Below are 25,179 nucleotides of genomic sequence, written 5' to 3'. Positions count from 1 at the left end.
GCGTTGGATCATGGTCCGGCGAAAACCGTGGAGCTCTTTAGGCGCGCGCCATGCAGACGGCGGTGTGGCCCGACCCGATGAAGCCCAGCTGGCTGGCGGCGCCGCGGGACAGGTCGAGCACGCGGCCCTTCACGAACGGACCGCGATCGTTGATGCGCACGACGACGCTGCGGCCGTTGTTCTTGTTGGTGACCCTGAGCTTGGTGCCGAAAGGCAGCGTGCGGTGGGCGGCGGTCAGTGCCGAGGGGTTCATGCGTTCCCCTGAGGCGGTTCTGGAATGCAACGCATACCAGGAAGCGCGGCCGCATTGCGCGGCGGCGGAGGAGGCGGACGAGGCGCCAGCCATCAGGCCAGCCGCGATCGTTACCGCGACAAGCGCGGTCTGGTTGGTTTTCTTCATGCTTTGGGGGTGGCTCCGTTGATCGAATAGCCCCGCCTAAGTGCCGAATGAGGCGGGAAATGCGGCAGCCTTCTGGCGGTTCCATGGCGATGGCACACGTTTGGAGTCGCCGCGAAACAGTTTGTCATGATATTCTTGGAGCCGGAAAAGCGTATTCTTGATGAATATCGGACCGCCATCCCGGACGTTCCGGACAAGATCGGTCCTCAAGATTGGAAGTACAGAGGAGCCGGACTATTCCGATTCCTCGGCGTCTTTTGTTGCGTCCCCGTCGCCGTTCAGGATCGACTTCCGAAGAGGGTCAAGCCGATGCGATTGATCAGGTTTGTGCTGGCGCTGATTGTGCTTTGCCTGGGCGCGCTATGGTCGCTGCAGGGGCTCGGCCTTGTCGGCGGCAGCTTCATGACCGGCCAGACGCGATGGCTCTATATCGGCCTCGTCACCATGCTGGCCGGCATTGTCGGACTGCGCTGGGCGAGCCAGTCGCGCGTTTGACTTGCAGTGTCGGCGGGCGGCGCGGGCGCTTAGAGCAATTTCAGGAAAAGTGTGAGCGGTTTTCCGTTCAGAAATTGCAAAAAATAAAGAGATAGAGCGGTTCGCCGTTTCCGTGAAACGGTGAAACGCTCTAGGCCCGGTTGAACAGGTGATCCAGGATGGTGCCCTCGATATGGGCCAGCTCCGCCGAACCGTGCCGGCGGGGCCGGGCCACAGGCACGTCGAGATCGAGGGCGACCCTGCCGGCGCCGATCACCACGACGCGGTCGGCCAGCGCGACGGCTTCGCCGACGTCATGCGTCACCAGCACGGCGGTGAACTTCTGGTCGAGCCATATCCGTTCCAGAAGCTGCTGCATCTCGATGCGGGTCAGCGCGTCCAGCGCGCCGAGCGGCTCGTCGAGCGCCAGGATCTGCGGCTGGCCGACCAGGGCACGGGCAAGCGCGACGCGCTGCTTTTGACCGCCCGACAGCACCGAGGGCCACTCGTCGGCGCGGTCGGCGAGGCCGACCTCCTCCAGCATGGCAAGCGCCCGCCGCCTGGCGTCGGCGCCGCCGGCGATGCCGGTCAGCCCGATCTCGACATTCTTCACCACGCTCGCCCAGGGCAGCAGCCGCGGCTCCTGGAACATGAAGCGCGTGCGGCTGTGACCCTCCTCGGCGGCGCCGAAGGTCAGTGAACCGCCGCTTGGGCGATCAAGCCCGGCGAGCAGCCGAAGCAGCGTGCTCTTGCCGCAGCCGCTCTTGCCGATGACGGCCAGGAACTGCCCGGCGCGCACGTCGAGGCTGATGCCGTCGAGCACGATCTTGTCGCCGAAGCGCTTTCCGACCTCCTTGAAGGCGAAGGCCCGGCGGCCTTCGACCGAGCCGATCGTGCGTGCGGTCGCCGGCGTGGCGACGAGGGAGCGTGCTGCGGTGAGGGTGGCGGCTGGCATCTTGTTCTCACCCTTTCTGGAAGGCCGGATGCCAGCCGAGCGACAGGCGCTCGAGCAGGCGGGCCAGGCTGTCGGCGAGCTTGCCGAGCAGCGCGTAGATCAGGATCGACAGCACCACGACGTCGATCAGCAGGAACTCGCGCGCCTGCATGGCCATGTAGCCGAGTCCGGAGCTGGCCGAGATCGTTTCGGCGACGATCAGGGTCAGCCACATGATGCCCAGCGCATAGCGCAGGCCGACGAAGATCGAGGGCAGCGCGCCGGGCAGGATCACCCGGAAGAACAAGGCGCGCCGGTCGAGCCCGTAGACCCGGCCCATCTCGACCAGCTGCGGATCGACGCTCTGGATGCCGAGCAGCGTGTTGACATAGATCGGGAAGAACACGCCGAGCGCCACCAGAAAGAGTTTTGCTTCCTCGTCGATGCCGAACCACAGGATGACCAGCGGGATCAGCGCCAGATGCGGGATGTTGCGGATCATCTGCAACGTCGTGTCGGTCAGCCCGCGGCTGAGCGCCGACAATCCATTGGCGAGGCCGAGCGCGAAGCCGATCGAGCCGCCTATGGCGAAGCCCGACAGCGCGCGCAGGGTGGAGACGCCGATGTTGCGGATCAGCTCGCCTGACAGTGTCAGCCGCCAGAAGGCCTCGGCCACCTGGCTCGGCGCCGGCAGCACATTGGCCGGGATCAAGCCCGCGCGTGCGGCGGCTTCCCAGCCGGCGATGATTGCCGCCGGCAGCAGCCAGCCGGCCGTGCCGTTGCGGGCAAGGCGAGCGGCCAGGCTCATGACGCCGCCTGCAGGCGGCTGGCGCCGTGGAAGCCGACCGAGAATTCGTTGGCGATATCCTTGTGCGCCCGCTGCCGCTGCGTGCCGAGGCCGAGCCGCGGGAACAACAGCTCGGCGACGCGATAGGCCTCCTCGAGATGCGGGTAGCCGGAGCCGATGATTGTGTCGATGCCGATCGCCTGGTATTCGCGGATGCGCTCGACGATCTGCTCGGGCGTGCCGACCAGCGCCGTGCCTGCGCCGCCGCGCACCAAGCCGACGCCGGCCCAAAGGTTCGGCGAGACGACGAGCCGGTCGCGCCGGCCGCCATGCAGCTCGGCCATGCGCCGCTGCCCGACCGAATCCATCTCCTTGAGGAAACGCGCCTGCGCATTCTCGATCTGCGCATCGGTGACGTGGCTGATCAGCCGCTCGGCGGCGCGCCAGGCCTCGTCCTCGCTCTCGCGCACGATGAAATGCAGCCTGATGCCGAAGCGCAGCTTGCGGCCGCGCCACGCCGCCTTCTCGCGCGCCGAGGCGATCTTGCCGGCGACCTGCGCCGGCGGCTCGCCCCAGGTGAGATACATGTCGACGAGGTCGGCCGCGAGCTCCTGGCCGGCGTCGGAGGAGCCGCCGAAGTAGAGCGGCGGCCGCTCCTGCAGCGGCAACAGATCGAGGCGGCCGTTTTCGACGCGATAATATCTGCCTTCGAAATTCACCCGCTCGCCGGACACCAGCCCACGCCAGATGGTGAGGAATTCCTGCGCCTGCGCATAGCGCTCGTCATGCGGCAGGAACACGCCGTCGCCGGCAAGCTCGGTCGGGTTGCCGCCGACCACGACATTGAGCAGCAGGCGGCCGTTGCTCAGCCGGTCGAGCGCCGCGGTCTGGCGCGCCGCGAAGGTCGGCAGCGTCACGCCGGGTCGCAGCGCAACGAGGAATTTCAGCCTCTCGGTCAGCGTCGCGAGGCCGGTGGCGGTGATCCAGGAATCCTCGCAATTCTGCCCGGTAGGCAACAGCACGCCGGGGAAACCCAGCCGGTCGACCGCCTGTGCGATCTCCTTGAAGTAGCCGAATTCGGGCGGCCGCTGCTGCTTCTCGGTACCGAGATAGGAGCCGTCGCCATGCGTCGGGATGAACCAGAAGAAATCGAGCGGGCTGGCTGAAGCGGTCATGGCTGAACCCTGAGAGAAGACAGGAGAAAATACGGCGGCGCCGGGCGCTCGCCGCCCGGCGCCGTGAAAGAGATCAGTTGCCCGGCGCGGTCCAGACGGCGTCGGAGATCCGCACCGCTTTCGGGATCAGCCCGAGCTTGAAGAAGCGGTCGGCCGTCGCCTGCTGGCCGGCGACGATCTCGTCGGTGATCGGATAAATGCCGAACTTGGTGCGGTTGGCGGCGATCGTCTGCGCGTCGAGCGGCACGCCGGTCACCTCATGCAGCGCCTCGGCCACCTTGTCGCGGTTCTGGTCCGCCCATTTCGCCGCGTCGCCGAGCGCGGCGATCGTCGTCGAGACGAAATCCGGATGCGCCTTGGCGAAATCCTTGTTGGCGAGGAAATAGGTGTTGACCTTGAGCACGTCGCTCGAGCGGGCAAGCACGCGCGGCTGGTAACGGGTCTCGGCGATGGCGAAGAACGGATCCCACACCGCCCAGGCGTCGATCTGGTCGCTGGCGAAAGCGGCGGCCGCATCCGCCGGGCTGAGGTAGACGGGCGTGACCTGGTCGAAGGGGATGCCGGCTTTCTCCAGCGCCGCAACCAGGAGATTGTGCGCGCTGGTACCCTTGCCGACGCCGATGCGCTTGCCCTTGAGGTCGGCCAGCGACTGGATCGGCGAGGCCGGCTTGACGAAGATCGCCTCGCCCTCGCCATTGGAGGGCAGCGCCGCCGCATAGACGATGTTGGCCCCGGCCGACTGGCCGAAGATCGGCGGCGCGTCGCCGGTCCAGCCGACATCGATGGCGCCGACATTCAAGGCTTCCACCAGCGGCGGGCCGGCGGTGAACTCGACCCACTTCACCGTGACGCCCTTGTCGGCCAGCGCCTTCTCGATGATCTGCTGCTGCCTGGCGATAACCGGCAGGCCGGTCTTCTGGTAGCCGATGTTGAACGCCTTGAGATCATCCGCCGCCGCGGCGGCGGATGTCGTCCCAAAGGATGCGGCAAAACCCGCCGCTGCCAGCAGGCCGACGCCGAAAGCGCGTCTCGTCAGATTGAACATGACCCTCTCCTTCGATTGCCCGGCTGCCGGGCCGATTGGAATGGGGTCAGGCTAGGTAAATCTATAAAGCTAGTAGAGAAAAGACCTTGCGAGTTCGGGGCGCAAGTCGGAATCATTTTCTCAAATCGGCTTCGAAATCATAGAGCGCTCCAATTCGAACAAGGAGCGCCCCTGCGGTCCGATCATTGCGACCAGTACTGCCAGGCCCAGTAGAAGCTCTCGTCGCGGGGCGGTAGGCGATCGCGGTCGCCGGCAAGCAGCACCGGCGTCGGCGATTTCGGTTCGTCTGCCCGCTGTTTGTCGCTCGGCGGCAGACGCAACAGCCAGGCACCGACATGCGCGAACAGCACCGCGGTGGAATGGGTCACAAGTCCTGCTCCTTCGCTTTCGTTCATTCCCGCCCCGCCCAGGGCACCAGGACCCGCTCGATCCGGCGGATGATGAATTCCAGGGCAAAAGCGATGATCGCGATCACCAGTATGCCCATCACCACCACGTCGGTGACCAGGAACTGCGCCGCCGACTGGATCATGAAGCCGAGCCCGCGCGTCGCCGCGACCAGCTCGGCTGCGACCAGCGTCGACCAACCGGCGCCGAGCGCGATGCGCAAGCCGGTGAGGATCGAAGGCAGGGCGCTGGGCAGGATCACGTGGCGGATGACCTGGGCGCGCGTGGCGCCGAGCGAACGCGCCGCGTCGACGCGCTCGCGCGAAACGCCGCGCACGCCGGCGGCGGTCGACAGCGCCACCGGCGCCAGCATGGCGATGGCGATCACCAGGATCTTCGACGGCTCGCCGATGCCGAACCAGATGATGATCAGCGGCAGATAGGCGAGCGGCGGTATCGGCCGCAGGAATTCGAGCAGCGGGTCGAACACGCCGCGCCCGATCCGGCTGATGCCGATGGCAAGGCCGACCGGGACGCCGACGAGGATTGCCGCGACCAGCGCCGCGAATACGCGCCAAAGGGACGCGACGATGTGCTGGAGCAATGTCGCGTCGACGAAGCCGTCGCGGGCGACGACGACGATCTTTGCCCAGACCGCGGCGGGCGAGGGCAGGAAGACCGGCGACACCAGCTGCAGCAAGGACGCCGCCGTCCAGGCGGTAAGCAGCACCAGGATAGTGATCGCGCTGACCAGCCTGGCCGAGACGACCGCACGTTTCGGTCGCGGCCGGGACCACGGCACGGAAAGCCCGTCGGTCTCGCCGGCCTTCGCGGCGGGCCTTTCGCTATAGGTGCTCACGCTCATGCCGCTTCTCCCTCGAAGATCGCATCGGTCAGCTCAGCGCGGGCCGCAGCAAAGGCGGGATCCGCCTTGATCGCCCGGATCGGCTCGCCGGCGGCGTAGCGGCGGCCGAAATGGGTTTCGAATGTCCGCACCACATGGCCGGGTCCCGGCGCCAGCACGACAATGCGGGTGGCGAGCACCAGCGCCTCCTCGATGCCATGCGTCACCATCAGCACGCCGACCTGGGCTGCCGCCCACAGGTCGAGCAACGTCGTCTGCATGCGCTCGCGCGTCAGCGCGTCAAGCGCGCCGAGCGGCTCGTCGAGCAGAAGGAATTCGGGTTCGGCGGCGAGCGCCCGGGCAAGGCCGACGCGCTGGCGCATGCCGCCGGAAAGCTCCCAGATGCGCTTGTCGCCGGCGTCGCCGAGCTTGACCAGCGACAGCAGCTCGTCGGCGCGGCGCGCCCTTTTGTCGGCGGATACGCCACGCAGCCTGAGCGCGAAAGCGACATTTTCCCGCGCCGTCAGCCAGGGGAACAGCGCATCGTTCTGGAAGACAACGGCGCGATCGGAGCCGGGCCCGGTGATCGGCCGGCCGTCCACCGTGGCCAGGCCGCCCGCGGGCTCGACCAGGCCGGCGGCGACGTTGAGCAGCGAGGTCTTGCCGCAGCCGGATCGGCCGACCAGCACGACGAAATCGCCCTTCGCAATGTCGAGCGAAACACGCTCGACCGCCGGGGCCGGCTGGCCGTCATAATGGACGCTGACCTTGTCGAGGGTGAGATGCGTCATTCTGGCCTCTGCTGCATCAAGGCGTTGGATCCTAAGGCCTGCCCGAAGCCGCGCCTCGTAAGCGGCTCCGGGACAGGCAAGCGCAAGGCCAGGGAAGGAGGCCGCGCTTCCGAACAATCCCCGGAAAGGCGGTCATCCTTCCGGAGATTGCGTGGAGAAGGCTCAGTTCGAGGCAAGCGCCTCGCTGGCATATTTGGCCGTCACATATTTCGAATAGTCGGGCAGCACGGCGTCGATCTTGCCTTGCTCCTTGAGGAATGCGGACGTCGCCGCGACGGCCTTCACGGTCGCGCCGCCGAGGAACTTGTCCGAAGCCTGTTCTTCGAGCGACGGGAAGACATAGCCCTTGAGCAGTTCCGGCACCTCTTCCAGCTTGGCGCCGGTGAGCTTGGCGATCTTGCCGGCTTCCGGCGAGGACACCGACCAGGCCTCCGGCTTGGCGAGGAACTTGGCATAGGCCTCGCCGGTCACCTTGACGAAGTCGCGCACGGCTTCGGGGTGCTTTTCGGCGAAATCGGTGCGCACGATCCAGGCGTCGAAGGTCGGCGCGCCCCAGGCGGCCACCTGCGAGGAGTCCAGCACCACCTTGCCGGTGGTCTTCACCTGGCCGAGCGCCGGGTCCCAGACATAGGCCGCGTCGATGTCGCCGCGCGCGAAGGCGGCGGCGATCTCCGGCGGTCGCAGATTGAGGATCTGCACGGACTTCGGATCGACATTCTCATGCTTCAGCGCCGCGAGCAGGCTGTAATGCGTGGTCGAGACGAACGGCACGGCGACCTTCTTGCCGGCAAGGTCGGCGACCTTCTCGATGCCGGAGCCATTGCGGGCGACCAGCGCTTCCGACGGGCCGATAAGGCCGACGACGAAGATGGTCTGGATCGGCAGATCGCGGCTGGCGGCCGCCGCCAGCGGGCTCGAGCCGACATAGCCGATATCGACCGAGCCGGAAGCGATCGCGGCGATGACATCGGCGCCGGAATCGAACTTGCGCCAGTCGATCGCGGCCTTGGTCGCTTTTTCATAGGCGCCGTCGGCCTGCGGCACTTTCGAAGGCTCGACCACCGTCTGATAGCCGATGGTGATCTTGAGATCCTCGGCGCTGGCCGGGCCGAGCAGGGCGGCGCCGGCAAGAGCGGCGGCCAGCGAAAGCAACAGAATGCGTCGTGAAAGGATTGACATTGAAAGGCTCCATAAACCCCTGAAAACTGGATTGCCTTTCTATCGTCCGTTAACTCTATCAGGTTTGTAGAGTTAAATCCTTCCAAGGAAGGGCGCTTTGTTGGAAAAGTGTCGCCGGGTACCGGCGGAACGGGCGCAAAGGAACGGTCGCGGAGAGGGTTTGGTGCGCCGCGCCTTCGTCATCCTAGGGCGAAGCGAAGCGGAGGCCCTAGGATCCATGCCGTTACATCCATGATAGGTAGCACGGTGCAGAATAAAGACTGGGCACAACAGCAGATGGTTTTGCGCCGTGGCATCGCCTCGATGTCACGGCATGGATTCCAGGGTCTGCGCGCGTCGCTTCGCTCCTTGCTCCGCCCTGGAATGACGACCGAAAGGGATGGCGTAGCCAAGCGCCAGGGGTGATCGGCCCAGCGAACGAAAATTCTCCTGTCACCCCGTCGCGGCAAATCCATGCTTCAAAGGGCAGGTGAATTGGAACCATGATTTCGTGCCCAGCCCTCTTAGTATAGTAATCTTATCAACATTGGGAGTGAGAGAACGATGCGCGACCTTCTGAAAACCGTTCCGGCGATCGTTCGTGGCTTGCGGCTCAGCCCGCCCGCGGCGCTCGCCGCACGCTGATCGCTCGAACAAAAACCGGCTCGCAACCATGGTTGGACGCGGCAACTCCATCATCATTGTCGGCGGCGGCGCAAGCGGCGTGGTGCTGGCCGCGCATCTGCTGATGTCGTCAAACTCCGATCTGCGCGTCACGCTGATCGAGAAGCGTCCGCATTTCGGCCAGGGCATGGCTTATTCCACTCTCCTGTCGGCGCATGTGCTCAACGTAAAGGCCTCCGGGATGAGCGCCTATGCCGACGACCCCACCCATTTCGCGCGCTGGGTGCTGGAGCACGGCTTCGCCAAACCCGACCAGGGGCCATTCTACGCGCCGCGCAGCCTCTATGCGCGCTATCTGAAGGAGCTGCTCGACGATCTGGTGGAACGTGAGCGCGAGACCGGCCGGTTGCGGCTGGTTGCCGAGGAGAGCCTGTCTATCTCGCCGACGCCGGCTGGCGTCGAGGTGGTGCTCGCCAACGGCACCAGCGTCGTTGGCCATCTGGCCGTGCTTGCCACCGGCCACGACGAGCAGCCCGGCGCCTTCCAGGGCCACGCCATCCGCATGGGCACGGAGGCCGACACCGCACTCGATCCGCAAGCCGGTGTCCTGCTGCTCGGCACAGGCTTGAGCATGGTCGACGCCTTCCTGTCGCTGGAACAGCGCGGCCATCGCGGCCCGATCGTCGCGGTATCGCGGCGCGGCCTGCTGCCGTCGCCGCATCGCAAGGGCAACCCGATCAAGCTCGATATCGCCGACATCCCGCTCGGCACGGAGCTTTCCTATTTCGTCGGCTGGTTCCGCAACCTGATCCGCGAGACCCAGAAGGCCGGCGGCGACTGGCGCGACGTGGTCGATGGGTTGCGGCCCTTCAACCAGACGATCTGGCAGAACTGGCCGTCCTCGGCCAAGCGCCGCTTCGTCGAGCACACCAAGGCCTGGTGGGACATCCACCGCCACCGCATGGCGCCGGAAGTCTACGCGCGCGTCACCGAGGCGGTCGGGTCAGGCCGCGTCCGCCTCGTCGCCGGCAGGGTCGTGAATGTCGAGGCGAACGGCGGCTTCACCGTAAAAATCCAGCCGCGCGGCACGCAGGCTATCGAGACCCTGGAGGTCGCCCGGCTCTATGACTGCATGGGCATCGCCCGCGACATTTCGAGGACCTCGAACGGCGTGGTGCGCTCGTTGATCGAGCGCGGCGTGGCGCGCCCCGATCCGCTGCGCCTCGGTCTCGACGTCACCGCCAAATGCGAGCTGATCGCGGCCGACGGCACGGTGTCGTCGAAGCTGCTCGCCGTCGGCCCGCTGACGCGCGGCACCTTCTTCGAGATCGACGCCATCCCGGACATCCGCGTGCAATGCGCGAAGCTGAGCAAGCAGCTGCTGGGGTGAAATTTCTGCTGAGGTCGGCACTCTACGGCGCCCCCTCTGTCCCACCAACTTCCACAGGAGAGGCGATAGAGCGTCCTCCGTGAAATTCCATTCCTCCACTCGCCGCCGGATTGGCACGATCTATCTTCTTTCCGGATGAAAAGGGCTGGAAAAGACAGGGCGCGCGCTCCGCGAAGCCGGAATGGATTTCCGCGGGCTCCCGCACGAGATTGCCGACATCCGCCTCGAACTGCTTCGATGGAGCACTCAAGATGAGCGAGCAGACAAAAGCGCCCGGCGGCGCGGACGCCAACCTGTCGAGGCTTCGGCCGCCTTACGCTTCGGTGCTCGACCTGATCGGCCAGACGCCGATCGTCGAGCTGACCAAATTCGACACCGGCAAATGCCGGCTGTTCATCAAGCTCGAAAGCCAGAATCCCGGCGGCTCGATCAAGGACCGCATCGCACTGTCGATGATCGCCGCCGCCGAGAAGGCGGGCAAGTTGAGGCGCGGCGGCACCATCGTCGAGGCCACCGCCGGCAACACCGGCCTCGGCCTCGCCCAGGTGGGCATTCCGAAAGGCTACCGCATCATCCTGGTCGTGCCCGACAAGATGTCGCGCGAGAAGATCCAGCATCTGCGCGCGCTCGGCGCCGAGGTGCGCATGACGCGCTCCGATGTCGGCAAGGGCCACCCCGAATATTACCAGGACATGGCCGAGAAGATCGCTTCCGAGCTGCCCGGCGCCTTCTATGCCAACCAGTTCGCCAATCCAGCCAATCCGCTGGCGCATGAGACGACGACCGGGCCGGAAATCTTTTGGCAGCTCGACGGCGACGTCGACGCGGTGGTGGTCGGCGTCGGCTCCGGCGGGACGCTCACCGGGCTCGGCCGCTTTTTCGCGAAACATTCGCCCAAGACCGAGATGGTGCTCGCCGATCCGGTCGGCTCGGTGCTGGCGCCGCTGATCAAGACCGGCAAGATGGAGGAGGCGGGCAGCTGGACGGTCGAGGGCATCGGCGAGGATTTCGTGCCGCCCAACGCCGATCTGTCGCTGGTGAAGAAGGCCTATTCCATCCCCGACAAGCAGAGCATGCTGGCGGTGCGCGATCTCTTGTCCAAGGAAGGCATCCTCGCCGGTTCGTCCTCGGGCACACTGTTGTCGGCCGCACTTCGTTATTGCCGCGAGCAGACGGCACCCAAGCGCGTCGTGACCTTCGTCTGCGACAGCGGCAACAAGTACCTGTCGAAAGTCTTCGACGATTTCTGGCTGGCCGAGCAGGGCCTTGCCGAGCAGGAGCAGCATGGCGATCTGCGCGACCTCGTCATGCGTTCGCACCGCACCGGCGACACCGTCTGGGTCGGCCCGGAGGAAAGCCTGCTAAATGCCTATGGCCGCATGCGCCGTTCCGACGTCTCGCAATTGCCGGTTCTGGATCAAGGCAAGCTGGTCGGCATCGTCGACGAAAGCGACATCCTGGCCAAGGTCGACGGCCCCTATGACGGCCGCTGGGACCGTTTCAACGCGCCGGTGCGCACGGCCATGACGTCGAACCTGCACACGCTGCAGGCCAACCAGACGCTCGATGCGCTGCTGCCTGTCTTCGACCGCAACGAAGTCGCCATTGTCTTCGATGGCGAGGAGTTCATCGGTCTGATAACCCGTATCGACCTGATCAACCATCTGAGGCGCCGCGCAAAATGACTTCGAACGGCAAGAACCGCCTGGCCTTTTCCACCCGCACCATCCATGGCGGCCAGAGCCACGACCCGCTGACCGGCGCGGTGATGGTGCCGATCTACGCCACCTCCACCTATGGCCAGCAGTCGCCCGGCGTGCACAAGGGCTTTGAATATGCCCGCAGCCAGAACCCGACGCGCTTTGCCTTCGAACGCGCGGTCGCCGATCTTGAAAGCGGCACCAGGGCTTTCGCCTTCGCCTCCGGCCTTGCGGCGATCGGCACGGTGCTCGAGTTGCTCGATGCCGGCGCCCATATCGTCGCCACCGACGACATCTATGGCGGCTCGTTCCGGCTGATGGAGCGGGTTCGCAAGCGCTCGGCCGGGCTGCAGGTCAGCTTCGCCGACTTCACCGACTTTGCCGCGGTCGAAGCCGCGATCCGGCCGGACACGAAGCTGCTTTGGGTCGAGACGCCAACCAATCCGCTGCTGCGCATCGTTGATCTCGAAGCTCTCGCGGCGCTTGCCAAGCGTAAGGGTCTGCTTACCGTTGCCGACAATACTTTTTGCAGCCCCTATATCCAGCGCCCGCTGGAGCTCGGCATCGACATCGTGGTGCACTCGACGACGAAATATTTGAACGGCCATTCCGACATGGTCGGCGGCGTGGCGATCGTCGGCGACAACAAGGATCTCGCCGACCAGCTGAAATTCCTGCAGAACGCCATCGGTGCCATCTCCGGCCCCTTCGACAGTTTTCTGGCGCTGCGCGGCATAAAAACCCTGGCGCTGAGGATGGAGCGCCACTCGGCCAATGGCCTGAAAATAGCGCAATGGCTGGAAACGCGAAAAGATGTCCGCCGCGTCATCTATCCCGGCCTCGCCAGCCACCCGCAGCATTCCATCGCCGTCCAGCAGATGCACGCCTTCGGCGGCATGATCTCGGTCGACCTCGACCGCGACCTGGCGGGAACGAAACGCTTCCTCGAACGCACCCAGCTTTTCACGCTGGCCGAAAGCCTCGGCGGCGTCGAAAGCCTGATCGAGCATCCGGCGCTGATGACGCACGGCTCGATCCCGGCGGAGAAACGCGGCGCCATCGGCATCACCGATTCGCTGGTGCGGCTGTCCTGCGGCATCGAGGACGGCGATGATCTGGTCGCCGATCTGGAGCAGGCGCTGGGGCACTGAGCGCAACTGAGTGCACTTCGCGATTTCAGGACGTATCATGGAAGCGCCCGCCGATTGTCCGGTGGCGCCGGGATAGGACTGATGACACGAGGACGCAGCGTTGGCGAAAAATCGGCGACTACGCGCGCCGTCCGCGCGGCCGACAGCGTCGAGCGTGTCTATGCCCGGATCAAGGACTTCGCGATCGACTATCGTTTCCGGCCGGGCGAGCGGATCAACGAGGTCGAGCTCGCCGCCGAGCTGGCGGTCAGCCGCACGCCGGTGCGCGCCGCGCTCAATCGGCTGGAGCGCGATGGGTTTGTCACCTCCGTGCCGAACAAGGGCTTTTTCGCCCGCGAGCTGACGCCGGAAGCGGTGCGCGATCTCTACGAGCTTCGCGCGGCGATCGAGCGTGCCGCCTTCGTGCTTGCCTGCGAGCGGGCGACCGCTGCGGAGATCGAGACGGCGGCCGGGATCTGGACAAGACACAGCAACCTGGAAGACGAGGGCTCATGGGCGAAGATCGCCGTCGCCGACGAGAGCTTCCACATGGGCCTGACGCGATTGTCGAAGAATGCGCAGATGATAAGCGCGCTCGAAGGTCTCTGCTCGCGTATCCGTTTCTTCAGGTGCATCGACCTGGAGTCTTCATCGCGTCGCGAACGCACCTATCGGGAGCATGAGGCGATCATTCGCGCCCTGCGCCGCCGCGACGCCGCGGGCGGAGCGAGCCTGCTCGAAAAGCACATCACGCTGAGCTCTGAGCACGCCATCGAAGTGGCCGCGCGCGGCTTGGCGCGGCTTTTTCCGGAAACCGCCGCGTAAAGAGCTTTCGCGGAAAACCTTGGCGTCCATCCCGACGGCATCTCAAAAGACGGCCATTTCGCAGCCTGCCCCTTGCGGATCTCGCGATAGATTCTAAAGTGTACTCACTTGCGATCTCCGGAGGCGTGATGCGCGTGATCGTCTTGGGTGGCGGCGTGGTCGGCGTCACCACCGCTTACCAGCTGCAGAAGGACGGGCACGAGGTTGTCATCCTCGAGCGCCAGCAACAGGTCGCGGCCGAGACCAGCTGGGGCAATGCCGGCATGATCGCGCCAGGACATTCCTTCGTCTGGTCTTCGCCCAGGGCGCCGATGATCCTGTTGAAATCACTGGTGCTGAAGGATCAGGCGCTGCGCTTCAAGCTGTCGGCCGATCCGAGGCTCTACAGCTGGTCGTGGCTGTTCCTGATGGAATGCACGGCCGAGAAGGCGAGGCGCAACACGCTGCTCAAGCATCGCCTCGCCGTCTACTCGCAATCCGTGCTGCAAGAGGTCGTCGCCGACGAGGCCATCGACTACGACCGCAACGATCGCGGCATCCTTTACTTCTATCGCAGCCAGCAGGCGCTCGACAAAGGCGTCGAGCATATGAAGCTGCTGGAATCTGACGGCCAGCTGATCAAGGTGCTCGACCGCGACGCCATCGTCGCGCTCGATCCGTCGCTGGCGTCGGCCAAGGATAAAATCGCCGGCGGCATCCATTGCCCGACCGACGAGACCGGCGACCCGGCGAAGTTCACCCGCGCGCTGGCCGCCAAGGTGGTCGAGCGCGGCGGCGAGATCCGCACCGGCACCACCATCACCGGCATCGAGACATCTGGCGACGGCGTCGCGGAGGTGATGACCGACAAGGGCGCGGTCAAGGGCGACGCCTATGTGCTGGCGCTCGGCTCCTACAGCCCGCTGATCGCCAAGACTGTGGGGCTCAGCCTGCCGATCTACCCGGTCAAGGGCTACTCGCTGACCATCCCGGTCGGCAACCGCCCGGCGCCGCCGACCATCGCCGCGATCGACGAGCACAATCTGGTCGCCGTCTCGCGCTTCGGCGACCGGCTGCGCGTCACCGCCACCGCCGAATTTGCCGGCTACGACACCAGCCACAAGCCGGCCGATTTCGCCTTCATGAAGGGCGTGACCGAGGAGCTTTATCCCGAAGGCGCCGATTACGACCGCGCCGAGATGTGGGCGGGGCTCAGGCCAATGACGCCTAACAACCTGCCCGAATTCGGCCAGCGGCGCCTGGGCAACCTCTACCTCAACACCGGGCACGGCCATATCGGCTGGACCATGTCACATGGCTCGGCCCGCATCACCGCCGACCTGATCGCCGGCCGCAAGCCTTCTGTTTCCATGGAAGGCCTTTTGAACTGAACGTTCGGCCCGCACGGGATCGACAACAAGAAAGGGAACGCCATGTCCGTCAGCGCCGCTACCCGCCCTCAGTCGTCAGGACCGGTCGATCTGGGCGTACTACCATCGCAGATCGATGGCGGCCTCGCCTCGCGCGCGGCGATCGGCCTCGCGATCCTCGCCACCGACCAGACGCTGGAGCACGAGTTCCGCGCGCTGGTGCGAATTCCGGGCGTCGCCTTCTACGAAGCGCGCCTCTTCAACGACAACGACATCACGCCGGACACTTTGCGCGCCATCGGCCCGCGTATCGCGCCGACCGTTGATCTCATCCTGCCCAGCATTCCGCTCGACGTCGTCGGTTTCGGCTGCACTTCGGCCACCATGACGCTTGGCGAGGAAGCCGTCTTCGCCGAGATCAGGAAGGCGCGGCCGGGCGTCGCCTGCACCACACCGGTCACCGGCGCGCTGGCCGCCTTCAAGGCGCTCGGCGCGAAAGGCATCGGGCTGCTGACGCCTTATGCGCCCGAGATCAACCAGGGCCTGGTGCGCTATTTCACCGGCCGCGGGCTCGACATCGCCGCCGTCGCCACCTTCGACCGCCGCGACGACCGCGAGGCCGCCCGCATCTCGCTGGCTTCCATCGAGGCGGCGGCCGAACGCATGGCTGAGGTGCCCGGCGTCGACGCGATCTTCATCTCCTGCACCAGCCTGCGCGTCGCCGAGGCGGTCGCCGATCTGGAGCGCCGCATCGGCATCCCCGTCACCTCCTCCAACCACGCCATGGCCTGGCACTGCCTGCGCCTCGCCGGAATCGACGACGTGGTGCCGGCGGGTGGCAGGCTGTTCGCGCTGCCGGCTGTTTGATTGGCTTGCAGGGATAGGAAGCGCATCCGGCGGGTAGTCGCACAGGGCGCTCCCCTCTCCGTCTCGGCTTTGCCGAGCCACCTCTCCCCGCCTCTGGCGGGGCGAGGAACCCAAGCCTGCGGAGGTCGGCGCGCTCGGCGATTAGCGTTTCCTCGCCCCCACAAAGTGGGGGTCCGAAGGACGGGCGAGACCCGTGGCTCGCCCCGGCACGGTGGATCGGCGCGCAGCGCCGAGACGGAGCGGGGGCCAGCGCTGCCATGGGCGATTGGCCTCAGGTAGCGAGGGACGACATTTGCTTTCCTCCGCCCGTTAACCGAATCGGAAGGAGATGTTTAACGCTTCGTCTCTATGTCCCGCCCTGGGGAGGCGCAGACAGAGCGAGCATGATGAACGACGAAAAGCGAAATGAATGGCGCGCCATATTCTACGTGCAGGCCCGCGTCGCCATCCTGTTTGTGCCGGTCGTGCTCAGCCTGCTCCTCATCGGCATCTTCGCCGGCAACGAGCGCAAATCCGTGCCTGATGCCGTCGATCCGACCGTGACGGGTTCGGTCCGCTAAGCTGATTCCTGTCGGCAGACGTTGAGTAACGTGCCAGCGTCGCGGATCGTCTGGCGCGCATCCGTTGGACCGTTTGTTTAAGCATGACTAGCGAGCCGACTTGGCGGGCACCGCCCTTCGCGCTTACATGATATGATACGAGGATCAGGCAGGCTCGGAAGGCAAAGCTTTGAAACGCGTTTGGTCCGACGATCAGCGACTTTCCGCCCATTCCTTTCTGGTCGCCTATTTGCTGGCGAGCCTTGCCGCCGGTTTTCTGCTTACGGTTCACCCGATATTGACGTCGTCTCAAGTGAAAGGGCTCGATGCCAATGTTCTTGCCTGGCTCTTTACGCTTGTTGTGTACGTTTTTGCCGCGCCATGCCTTTCCTTCCTGATCGGAATGTTTGCGGCCATCCCGGCAGTTCCCCTGATCCTCGCCTTACGCTTTATCGGATTGACCGGGCCGGTCCCGCACGCATTGGCCGGCGCGGGCGCGGCCGTTGCAGCGGCCGCTGAGGTGGACATGCTGATCCCTTTCGGCGGCAACCATATTGATTGGTCGACCGTCGCGGTCGGGGCGGTGGCTGGGCTCGTCTACTGGATTGCCTTTGGACGTGTACGCACCGTATTGGTGAACAGGAGGCCGTTGGAGCAGGCGTAACCTCAGACAAACTTCGGGATCGGGCCGTTTTGCGGCGTCGTATCGCCCTCGAGGTCGACGAAAACCTCGTCGACAAAGCACCAGGCCCAGCCTTCCGGCGGGTCGTAGCCTTCGATAATCGGATGCTGCGTGGCGTGGAAATGCTTCGTCGCGTGGCGGTTGGGCGAGTCGTCGCAGCAGCCGACATGGCCGCAGGTCCGGCAGAGCCTCAGATGCACCCACCAGGATCCGCTCTTCAGGCATTCCTCGCAGCCCAACGCGCTCGGCGTGACCTTCTTGATGTCCCTGGTGTGCCTGCATTCGTCCATCACGGTCTCCTGGCCGGTTCGGGCTGATTTATTCGTTGGCGGCGGCGCCGTTCCGCGCCAGATAGGCATGCAGGGCCGCGACCACCTGCGCGCCCTCGCCGACGGCGGCCGCGACGCGCTTGGTCGAGCCGCAGCGCACGTCGCCAATGGCGAAGACGCCGCTGCGGCTGGTCTCCATCAGCCCGTGCCCCGGCGTCGTGTCCGGTCCGGTCCGCACGAAACCCTTCGCATCCAGCGCCACATTGCAATTCGCCAGCCAGTCGGTGTTCGGATCGGCGCCGATGAACAGGAAGAGGTGGTGGATGGCGCGCTCCTTCTCCTCGCCGGTGATCCGGTTGCGCCAGCGCAGCCGCTCGAGATTGCCCTCGGTGCCCTCCAGCGCCACGACTTCGGTCTGCGTCAGCACCTCTATGTTGGGCTGCGCCTTGATGCGCTCGACCAGATAGCGAGACATGGTGGCGTCGAGGTTGTCGCGGCGCGCCAGGAGCGTCACCTTGCGCACCTGGCTCGCCAGATAGACGGCCGCCTGTCCGGCCGAATTGCCGGCGCCGACCAGCGCCACCTCCTGGCTCTGGCAAAGCCTGGCCTCGATCGGCGAGGCCCAGTAATGCACCGACGTCCCCTCGAACTGCGCCAAATTGGCGATGTCGAGGCGGCGGTAGCGCGCGCCGCTGGCGATCACCACCGCGCGTGAGCGCACGCTCTCGCCATCGCCGATGGCAAGCCTGTAGCGGGCGCCGTCGCCGGCGTCGTCGAGCAGCTTCGCCTCGTCGGGGATCACCATCTCGACGCCGAATTTCTGCGCCTGGTTGTAGGCGCGCGCCATCAGCGCCATGCCGGTGATGCCGGTCGGGAAGCCGAGATAGTTCTCGATGCGGGCCGAGGCGCCGGCCTGTCCGCCGAAGGCGCGGCAGTCGAGAACGATCGTCGACAGCCCTTCGGAAGCCGCATAGACGGCCGCCGCCAGCCCCGCCGGCCCGGCGCCGACGATCGCTACGTCATAGACCTTGTCGCCATCGATCGGCCGCAGCAGGCCGACGCAGCGGGCAAGCTCGTTCTCGCCCGGATTGTGCATCAGCTTGCCGTTCGGGCAGAGCACGATCGGCAGATGGTGCGGATCGACATGGAAGCGTTCGATCAGCGTTTTGGCGCAAGGGTCGGTGTCGGAATCGAGCGCACGATGGGGAAGCCCGCTGCGCCGCAGAAACCCTTGCAGCCGCAGCACGTCGCCATTGCCCGGAGGACCGATGACGACCGGCCCGCTGGCGCCGCTTTCAAGCAGGCCGACGCGGCGCAGGATCAGCGCCCGCATGACGCGCTCGCCGAGATTGGCCTCCTGCACCATCAGGTCGCGCAGCCGCTGCGAGGGGATGACGATGGCCTCGACCGGCTCGACGGCCTCGGCATTGACCAGCGACGGCCGGTTCGACAGCTGCGCCAGCTCGCCGATGAAATTGCCGGCGCCATGCGTGACGATCGGCTCAGGCCGGCCGAGCCCGCCGGCCTGTGTGATGTCGACCTTGCCCGACAGGATGAGGATCACGCCTGGCGAAACCGTTCCGGCCGTCACGATATGATCTCCGGCGGCATAGGAGCGCGCCTCGCCGAAGCGCCGCATGCGCTCGATATCCGCATCCGAGAGGATCGGGAACATCTGGTCGCGGCGGGCGGCAATGGTCGGGCTGACGGAAGGGGCCATGATGAGACCGTAACGTCCGGAGCGGCTGGTTTGAAGCGCTTTGTTGGGGGACTGGCCGGAAGGGGAGGTTGGCTCAAAAAGAAAGCCCGGACGAACCGGGCTTCTTCTTTGCGTTCTCGAACCACGGAGGCTCAAAACGAGAATTTGGTGCCCAGAAGAGGACTCGAACCTCCACTCCTTGCGGAACACGGACCTGAACCGTGCGCGTCTACCAATTCCGCCATCTGGGCTGGTGGGCGCTCATGTAAGCGGGCAAACGATGTGTGTCAACGCGCTTTTTTCACCAGCGTTGACGCCGCCCCTCATCCGCCCTTCGGGCACCTTCACCCCGTGCGGGGAGAAGGAAGCTCACCCCTCCAGCACTTCCTTCTTGGCCACGGTGGAATCGGCGTTGAGCTTGTAGATCACCGGCACGCCGGTGCCGAGCTCGAGCTTGACGATCTCCTCGCCGCTCTTGCCGTCCAGCGCCATGATCAGCGCGCGCAGCGAGTTGCCATGCGCGGCGACCAGCACCGTCTCGCCGCGCAGCACGTGCGGCTGCACCTCGTGCAGGTAATAGGGCCACACGCGCGCACCGGTGTCCTTCAGGCTTTCGCCGCCGGGCGGCGCGATGTCGTAGGAGCGGCGCCAGATATGCACCTGCTCCTCGCCCCATTTCTTGCGCGCATCGTCCTTGTTGAGGCCGGAGAGGTCGCCATAGTCGCGCTCGTTCAGCGCCTGGTCGCGGATGGTCTTGAGCTCGCTCTGGCCGACGACGTCGAGGATCAGCTGGCAGGTCTTCTGCGCCCGCTGCAGCGCCGAGGTGTAGGCGATGTCGAATTTCAGGCCGCGCGCCTTGAGCTTCTCGCCGGCGGCCAGTGCTTCGGCGGTGCCCTGCTCGGTCAGGCCGACATCACGCCAGCCGGTGAACAGGTTCTTCAGGTTCCATTCGCTCTGGCCGTGGCGCACGAGCACGAGAGTTCCCGACATGTTTGCTCCTTTGGAATTTTATGGGATGAGACGCCTCAGCTCAGGCCGAGCACGTCCCGCATGGAATAAAGTCCGGGCTTCTTGCCGCGCGCCCAGAGCGCCGCCTTGACCGCGCCGCGGGCGAAGATCGCCCGGTCCTCGGCATGGTGCGAGAGCGTGATGCGCTCGCCGGTGCCGGCAAGGATGACGCTGTGGTCGCCGACGACGGAGCCGCCGCGCAGCGTGGCGAAGCCGATCGAGCCCGCCTTGCGCACCCCGGTATGGCCGTCGCGCACCCGCACGCTGTTGTCGGCGAGATCGATGCCGCGCCCCTTGGCCGCCGCATCGCCGAGCAGCAGCGCCGTGCCGGACGGCGCGTCGACCTTGTGGCGGTGGTGCATTTCCAGGATCTCGATGTCGAAATCCTCCGGGTCGAGGGCCTTCGCGGCCTGCTCGACCAGCACCGCCAAAAGGTTGACGCCGAGGCTCATATTGCCGGATTTGACGATCGTCGCATGGCGCGCGGCGGCAGCGATCCTGGCATTGTCCTCGGCCGAGCAGCCGGTGGTGCCGATGACATGGACGATGCGCGCCTGCGCGGCATAGCCGGCGAATTCGACGCTTGCCGCCGGCGCGGTGAAATCGAGCACGCCGTCGGCCTTGGCGAAGGCCGGCAGCGGATCGTCGACGATCGGCACGTTGATGATGCCGATGCCGGCTAGCTCGCCGGCATCCTTGCCGAGATGGGGGGAGTCTGGCCGCTCGACCGCGCCGGCGACGCGCGCGCCGGGCATGCTGTGGATCGCGCGGATCAGCGTCTGGCCCATGCGGCCGGCGGCGCCCACCACGACCAGGCCCATATCGCCGGCTTCACTCATGCGCTTCTCCTGATGGTTTTCTTGGCGCGGCTGCGCGGCGCCGGGGCCGAAGTCTGGCTTGCGTTGGCGTCATCGACAAGCCCCAGCCCCTTCTTGCCCTGGATTCGATGGAAACGGGCATAGATGCCGTGCGGGTCGGCCATCAGCGTCGCATGCGTGCCTTCCTCGACCAGCCTGCCCTCTTCCAGCACGATGATATGGTCGGCATTGACCACCGTCGACAGCCGGTGCGCGATCACGATCGTCGTGCGGCCTTCCATGACATGGGTCAGCGCCTCCTGGACCCGCGCCTCCGCCTCGTTGTCGAGCGCCGAGGTCGCCTCGTCGAGCAGCAGGATCGGCGCTTGGCGCACGATGGCGCGCGCAATCGACACGCGCTGGCGCTGGCCGCCCGACAGCGTCGAGCCGCCTTCGCCGACCGGCGTGTCGTAGCCTTGCGGCTGCTGGCGGATGAACTCGTCGGCGGCGGCCAGTTTCGCCGCCTGCTCGATCTCGGCATCGGTGGCCGACAGCCGGCCGAAGCGGATGTTGTCGCGGATCGTGCCCTCGAACAGGTAGGGCGCCTGCGCGACATAGGCGATCGATTGGCGCAGCGAATGCTTGGTCACCTTGGCGATGTCCTGGCCGTCGACCTCGATCGAGCCCTTGTCGACGTCGTAGAAGCGCTGCAGCAGCGCCACCAGTGTCGACTTGCCGGCGCCCGAGGCGCCGACGATGGCCGTCACCTTGCCGGCCGCGGCGGTGAAGCTCAGATCCCGCAGCACCGGCATGTCGGCGTTGTAGCCGAAGGTCACATTGTTGAAGCGCACCTCGCCGGTGGTGACCTTCGCCTCGACCGCGTCGGGCGCGTCGCCCTGCTTCGGCTCGAGGTCGAGCAGCTCGTAGATCATGCGCGCGTTGACCAGGGCACGTTCCATGCCGACCTGCGTGCGCGCCAGGCGCCGCGCCGGGTCGTAGGCCAGGATCAGCGCGGTGATGAAGGAGAACACCGCGCCCGGCGGCTGCCCGAGCACCAGCGCCCGATAGCCGGAATAGGCAAGCACGGCGGTAACCGCGAGGCCGCCCAGGATCTCGGAAATCGGCGACAGCCGCTCCGCGACGCGGGCGATCTTGTTGTTACGCTGCTCGGCCGTGTCGGCCATGATGCCGATGCGGCGCGCCAGCTCGTCCTCCAGGGTGAAGGCCTTGACGATGGCGATGCCTTGCGTCGCCTCCTGGACCGAGCCGTTCAGCCGCGAGTTGATCAGCACGGATTCGCGGTTGATCTTGCGCAGGCGGCGGGTGATGTAGACGACGGCCCAGATCAGCGGCGGTCCGATCAGCAGCGAGCTCAGCGACAACACCGGATCCTGGTAGATCATCACGCCGACGAGTGCGACGAGCGAGACCGCGTCACGGCTGATGGAGGTCAGCGTCAGCGACAGCAGATCGCGGATGCCGCCGACATTCTCGTTCACCTGAGCCGCCAGCCGGCCGGAACGGGTCTCGTTGAAAAAGTCGACGCCGAGCTTCATCAAATGGTCGAAGCTGCGCTTCTGGTAGCGGGCGACCAGATTGTTGCCGATCCTCGCCAACGCCACCGCCTGACCGTAGCCGGCGAAGCCGCGCAGCACGGAGGCTCCCATGAAACCGGCGCAGATCCACACGATCATATCGCTGCGCCGTTCGTAGAAGATCTGGTTGATCATCGGCGCCATGATCCACGCCGTGAAGGCGGTGGTGCCGGAAACAATCAGCAGGCAGGCGACGGCAACGACATAGGTCCAGCGATATTCCTTGCCGTTTTCGGCCAGGATGCGGCGCAGCACCGCGCTGACCTCGGTGGGCTGGACTTTCAGTTTAAGGGAAGTTTGAACGGTCAAATCAGGGGCGCTTCGTAGTTTTCGTCGGACAGGCTGCGTTCCGGCACCCCTCTTATCGCCCTGGCTACAGCTTGCCTATGGCGAAACTTCGTCGAGCCGGCCGATCGCCAGCCCGAATCCGGGCGGGATCAGGCCCGCCAGTGCCGCCCCGCCGTATTGACGCCGAACAGCGACGGTGTCCTGGCATAGGCGGCAAGGCCGAGCAGCGCCGCCAGCGGATGGGTGATGACATAGACCGGCATTTCGCGCATCAGCGCGCTGTGCGGCGCCTTGTCCTCGAAGGCGGCGCGGAAATTGCCGGCCTTCAGCGCCGGCACGATCTTCTGCGCGATGCCGCCGGTGAGGAACACACCGCCCCGGCCCATGAACACCAGCGCCAGGTCGCCAGCCGTGCGCCCGAGGCAGGTGACGAACAGTTCCAGCGCCTCCTCGGCCACCGGGTCGGATTTCGCAAGCGCCGCCGCGGTGATCTCGGCCGGCGTGGTGAAGGGCGCCGTCCGGGCATCGGCCTTGGCCACGGCGCGATAGACATTGACCAGCCCGCGCCCGCACAGGATCTGCTCGCCGGAGATGCGGCCTTCGAGCTTGTCGATGTTCGGGAACACCTCGAAGTCGCGCGGCGTGCGCGGGCCGATATCCATATGCCCGCCCTCGCCCGGCACCGGGATCCAGTGGTCGAGCGCATAGATCAGCCCGGCGACGCCAAGGCCCGTGCCGGGGCCGAGCACGACGCGGCTCGCATTGGGCTCCGGCGCGCCGCCGCCGATCTTTTCCATATGCTCTTCGCCGAGCGCCACCACCGCCAAGGCCTGCGCCTCGAAATCGTTGAGCACCACGACCTCGCTCAGGCCGAGATTGGCGATCATCTGCCGGGGTTTCACGACCCAGGGGCAGTTGGTGAGCGGAATCTCGTCGCCGTCGACCGGTCCGGCGATCGCCAGCACCGCCGAGTTCGGCTGGATGGACGAGCGGTCGAGCACCGCCGCCTGGATCGCGTCGTCGATGGTCTTGAAGTTGGCGGTCTGGACGATATGCGGCTCAGTCGCCTCGGAATTGGCGTCGAGCACGATCGAGAAGCGCGCATTGGTGCCGCCAATGTCGCCGATCAGGACCGGAAACCGCAGCCCCTTCTCGTCTTCGCCTGCCATGCTCTTGATCGTCCTCGTTGCGGCGCCACTGCGCCGTTCAATCGATTGACTAGCGCATGACCCCGGAAAGGGAAAGCCCGCTTCGGCGTCAGTTTCCCGGTCTAGGCCTTGGCAGCGGAATGCCGATCTTCGGCGTCGGCGCGAAAGCGCTCGCCTGGGCCGGGAGCGTGCCGCTGGAAATCGTCTCCACCGGCTCGGTCGGCTGCGGTTCGGCTACGGCGACCGCGGCGGCGCTGCCGCCCTGGTAGGTCACGGCGGCCAGCGACGGCGCATCCGTCGCGGCGAGCACCGCCTGGCACTCTTTCGGCAGATTGGCCATCGTCATCAGGTCGCGGGCCTTGGGCGCATCGGGATTCTTGTTGGGTCGCCACGGCTCCTCGGTGAACCACCAGGCCAGCGGCTTGCCGCAGCCGTCATCCGCGGGCGTCGCCTCCTGCCCCTTGCAGCCCGGCGAGCCCGGCTGGCAGCCGATGCGCATATGGAAGTGATAGTCATGGCCCCAGAACGGCCGGATCTTGCGCAGCCAGGAACGGTCGCCGGTGACGGTGTCGCAAAGCTCCTTCTTGATGCCGGGATTGACCAGGATGCGCTCGACTTCCGGATAGCTCGCGGCGCGCTTGAGCAGCCTTGTGTGCGCCGGCGTCCACAGCGCGTCCTTCACCAGATGCGTCTTCTCGTCGACCATCAGCGTGGCGCTCATCGATTCGCGCTGGGCTATGGTCAGCGGCCGCTTCGGCATCGGCGTCAGCCAGATGTCGGCGTCGAGCCCGATCTGATGCGAGGCATGGCCGGTCATCATCGGTCCGCCGCGCGGCTGCGAGATGTCGCCGACCAGAAGCCCCGGCCAGCCATCGGCTGCCGCGTCGCGCGAGAGTTTCTCGATCAGCGCGATCATGGCCGGATGGCCCCAGCGCCGGTTGCGCGAGGGACGCATCACTTCCCAGGTCGGGCCTTCCATCGGCAAGGCGACGCCGCCGGCGAAGCAGCCTTTGGAGTAGAAGCCGAAGGATTGGGCGGGCACGACCGCCGGCAGTTTCTTGGCGCCGAACAGGTCCTTGGCGCGCGGTTCGGCCGAAATCGCGGCCGCCGCCAGCGCGGCCAAGGTCACCAGCGCCAGCGCGGCGGTCAGGAACGGCCTCCTGTCGGGCAGCGATCGCAAATTCATCAGGCCGGATCCCTCTCCAGTCTATCCGTCTGCGGCACGGTGAGGCGAACAGGAACGAATCATACCACGCCCAGCGTCCCGCATCGAT

The 25,179-nt window shown here is 66.0% G+C and carries 25 protein-coding genes and 1 tRNA gene; 9 read left to right on the top strand and 17 right to left on the bottom strand.

All coding sequences use genetic code 11. The features are described 5' to 3' along the window. Positions 1 to 37: 37 nt before the first annotated feature. Positions 38 to 400, bottom strand: coding sequence for a septal ring lytic transglycosylase RlpA family protein (locus E5X34_RS23680; protein WP_292569651.1), 363 nt, complete (start codon positions 398 to 400; stop codon positions 38 to 40). A 309-nt stretch (positions 401 to 709) separates the two neighbouring features. On the opposite strand from E5X34_RS23680, the gene E5X34_RS23675 reads away from it, so the two are divergent. Further along, positions 710 to 895, top strand: coding sequence for a hypothetical protein (locus E5X34_RS23675; RefSeq protein ID WP_292569648.1), 186 nt, complete (start codon positions 710 to 712; stop codon positions 893 to 895). Between the two features lie 130 nt (positions 896 to 1,025). On the opposite strand, the gene E5X34_RS23670 is transcribed toward E5X34_RS23675, so the two are convergent. From E5X34_RS23670 to tauA, 8 genes are all read right to left on the bottom strand, one after another. Next, positions 1,026 to 1,829: an ATP-binding cassette domain-containing protein gene (locus E5X34_RS23670; RefSeq protein WP_292569645.1), complete on the bottom strand. Its 804-nt coding sequence runs from the start codon at positions 1,827 to 1,829 to the stop codon at positions 1,026 to 1,028. A gap of 7 nt (positions 1,830 to 1,836) precedes the next feature. Further along, positions 1,837 to 2,616: an ABC transporter permease subunit gene (locus tag E5X34_RS23665; RefSeq protein ID WP_292569642.1), complete on the bottom strand. Its 780-nt coding sequence runs from the start codon at positions 2,614 to 2,616 to the stop codon at positions 1,837 to 1,839. Further along, positions 2,613 to 3,770: an FMNH2-dependent alkanesulfonate monooxygenase gene (ssuD, locus tag E5X34_RS23660; RefSeq protein ID WP_292569639.1), complete on the bottom strand. Its 1,158-nt coding sequence runs from the start codon at positions 3,768 to 3,770 to the stop codon at positions 2,613 to 2,615. Before ssuD ends, E5X34_RS23665 begins: the two co-directional genes overlap by 4 nt. A gap of 73 nt (positions 3,771 to 3,843) precedes the next feature. Continuing rightward, positions 3,844 to 4,815 (bottom strand): sulfonate ABC transporter substrate-binding protein, encoded by a 972-nt coding sequence (locus E5X34_RS23655; RefSeq protein WP_292569636.1) that lies wholly within the window; start codon positions 4,813 to 4,815, stop codon positions 3,844 to 3,846. Positions 4,816 to 4,997: 182 nt separating this feature from the next. Next, a complete protein-coding gene (locus E5X34_RS23650; RefSeq protein ID WP_292569633.1) occupies positions 4,998 to 5,183 on the bottom strand; it encodes a hypothetical protein in 186 nt (61 codons plus the stop codon). A gap of 23 nt (positions 5,184 to 5,206) precedes the next feature. Beyond that, on the bottom strand, positions 5,207 to 6,067 hold the full coding sequence (locus E5X34_RS23645; protein WP_292569630.1) for an ABC transporter permease subunit: 861 nt from the start codon (positions 6,065 to 6,067) through the stop codon (positions 5,207 to 5,209). Then, positions 6,064 to 6,837: a taurine ABC transporter ATP-binding protein gene (locus E5X34_RS23640; RefSeq protein WP_292569628.1), complete on the bottom strand. Its 774-nt coding sequence runs from the start codon at positions 6,835 to 6,837 to the stop codon at positions 6,064 to 6,066. Before E5X34_RS23640 ends, E5X34_RS23645 begins: the two co-directional genes overlap by 4 nt. Positions 6,838 to 6,999: 162 nt before the next feature. Beyond that, entirely contained in the window at positions 7,000 to 8,016 is a 1,017-nt protein-coding gene (gene tauA, locus E5X34_RS23635; protein WP_292569625.1) for a taurine ABC transporter substrate-binding protein, read from the bottom strand. A gap of 652 nt (positions 8,017 to 8,668) precedes the next feature. On the opposite strand from tauA, the gene E5X34_RS23630 reads away from it, so the two are divergent. From E5X34_RS23630 to E5X34_RS23595, 8 genes are all read left to right on the top strand, one after another. After that, a complete protein-coding gene (locus tag E5X34_RS23630) occupies positions 8,669 to 10,009 on the top strand; it encodes an FAD/NAD(P)-binding protein (protein WP_292569622.1) in 1,341 nt (446 codons plus the stop codon). 251 nt (positions 10,010 to 10,260) lie between these two features. After that, positions 10,261 to 11,694, top strand: a complete 1,434-nt coding sequence (locus E5X34_RS23625; protein ID WP_292569619.1) for a pyridoxal-phosphate dependent enzyme — start codon at positions 10,261 to 10,263, stop codon at positions 11,692 to 11,694. Then, positions 11,691 to 12,860: a PLP-dependent aspartate aminotransferase family protein gene (locus tag E5X34_RS23620; protein ID WP_292569616.1), complete on the top strand. Its 1,170-nt coding sequence runs from the start codon at positions 11,691 to 11,693 to the stop codon at positions 12,858 to 12,860. Before E5X34_RS23625 ends, E5X34_RS23620 begins: the two co-directional genes overlap by 4 nt. A gap of 81 nt (positions 12,861 to 12,941) precedes the next feature. After that, entirely contained in the window at positions 12,942 to 13,664 is a 723-nt protein-coding gene (locus E5X34_RS23615) for a GntR family transcriptional regulator (protein WP_292569613.1), read from the top strand. A gap of 128 nt (positions 13,665 to 13,792) precedes the next feature. After that, positions 13,793 to 15,034 (top strand): D-amino acid dehydrogenase, encoded by a 1,242-nt coding sequence (locus E5X34_RS23610; RefSeq protein ID WP_292569610.1) that lies wholly within the window; start codon positions 13,793 to 13,795, stop codon positions 15,032 to 15,034. 42 nt (positions 15,035 to 15,076) lie between these two features. Beyond that, positions 15,077 to 15,880, top strand: a complete 804-nt coding sequence (locus E5X34_RS23605; RefSeq protein WP_292569607.1) for an aspartate/glutamate racemase family protein — start codon at positions 15,077 to 15,079, stop codon at positions 15,878 to 15,880. A gap of 383 nt (positions 15,881 to 16,263) precedes the next feature. After that, entirely contained in the window at positions 16,264 to 16,440 is a 177-nt protein-coding gene (locus tag E5X34_RS23600) for a hypothetical protein (protein ID WP_128257851.1), read from the top strand. A 169-nt stretch (positions 16,441 to 16,609) separates the two neighbouring features. Beyond that, positions 16,610 to 17,083, top strand: a complete 474-nt coding sequence (locus tag E5X34_RS23595; protein ID WP_292569604.1) for a hypothetical protein — start codon at positions 16,610 to 16,612, stop codon at positions 17,081 to 17,083. A gap of 2 nt (positions 17,084 to 17,085) precedes the next feature. On the opposite strand, the gene E5X34_RS23590 is transcribed toward E5X34_RS23595, so the two are convergent. The 8 genes from E5X34_RS23590 to mepA form a co-directional block, all read right to left on the bottom strand. Beyond that, positions 17,086 to 17,391: a UBP-type zinc finger domain-containing protein gene (locus E5X34_RS23590; RefSeq protein ID WP_112128833.1), complete on the bottom strand. Its 306-nt coding sequence runs from the start codon at positions 17,389 to 17,391 to the stop codon at positions 17,086 to 17,088. Between the two features lie 28 nt (positions 17,392 to 17,419). After that, the gene (locus E5X34_RS23585; RefSeq protein WP_292569599.1) at positions 17,420 to 19,090 is read right to left on the bottom strand and encodes a cyclic nucleotide-binding domain-containing thioredoxin-disulfide reductase; all 1,671 of its coding nucleotides are present in this window, start codon (positions 19,088 to 19,090) and stop codon (positions 17,420 to 17,422) included. Positions 19,091 to 19,235: 145 nt separating this feature from the next. After that, a tRNA-Leu gene (locus tag E5X34_RS23580) sits at positions 19,236 to 19,320 on the bottom strand. 118 nt (positions 19,321 to 19,438) lie between these two features. Next, on the bottom strand, positions 19,439 to 20,059 hold the full coding sequence (locus E5X34_RS23575) for a 2,3-bisphosphoglycerate-dependent phosphoglycerate mutase (RefSeq protein ID WP_126080317.1): 621 nt from the start codon (positions 20,057 to 20,059) through the stop codon (positions 19,439 to 19,441). A 35-nt stretch (positions 20,060 to 20,094) separates the two neighbouring features. Continuing rightward, positions 20,095 to 20,916 (bottom strand): 4-hydroxy-tetrahydrodipicolinate reductase, encoded by an 822-nt coding sequence (gene dapB / locus E5X34_RS23570; protein ID WP_292569596.1) that lies wholly within the window; start codon positions 20,914 to 20,916, stop codon positions 20,095 to 20,097. Beyond that, the gene (locus tag E5X34_RS23565) at positions 20,913 to 22,778 is read right to left on the bottom strand and encodes an ABC transporter ATP-binding protein (RefSeq protein ID WP_292569593.1); all 1,866 of its coding nucleotides are present in this window, start codon (positions 22,776 to 22,778) and stop codon (positions 20,913 to 20,915) included. Before E5X34_RS23565 ends, dapB begins: the two co-directional genes overlap by 4 nt. Before the next feature lie 128 nt (positions 22,779 to 22,906). Beyond that, a complete protein-coding gene (locus E5X34_RS23560; protein ID WP_292569591.1) occupies positions 22,907 to 23,926 on the bottom strand; it encodes a glucokinase in 1,020 nt (339 codons plus the stop codon). Between the two features lie 88 nt (positions 23,927 to 24,014). After that, positions 24,015 to 25,091, bottom strand: a complete 1,077-nt coding sequence (mepA, locus tag E5X34_RS23555; RefSeq protein ID WP_292569588.1) for a penicillin-insensitive murein endopeptidase — start codon at positions 25,089 to 25,091, stop codon at positions 24,015 to 24,017. Between the last annotated feature and the right edge of the window lie 88 nt (positions 25,092 to 25,179).

It is taken from the genome of Mesorhizobium sp., from assembly GCF_004963255.1.
Lineage (GTDB): Bacteria > Pseudomonadota > Alphaproteobacteria > Rhizobiales > Rhizobiaceae > Mesorhizobium.
This window is presented reverse-complemented; position numbering and strand designations above follow the sequence as displayed.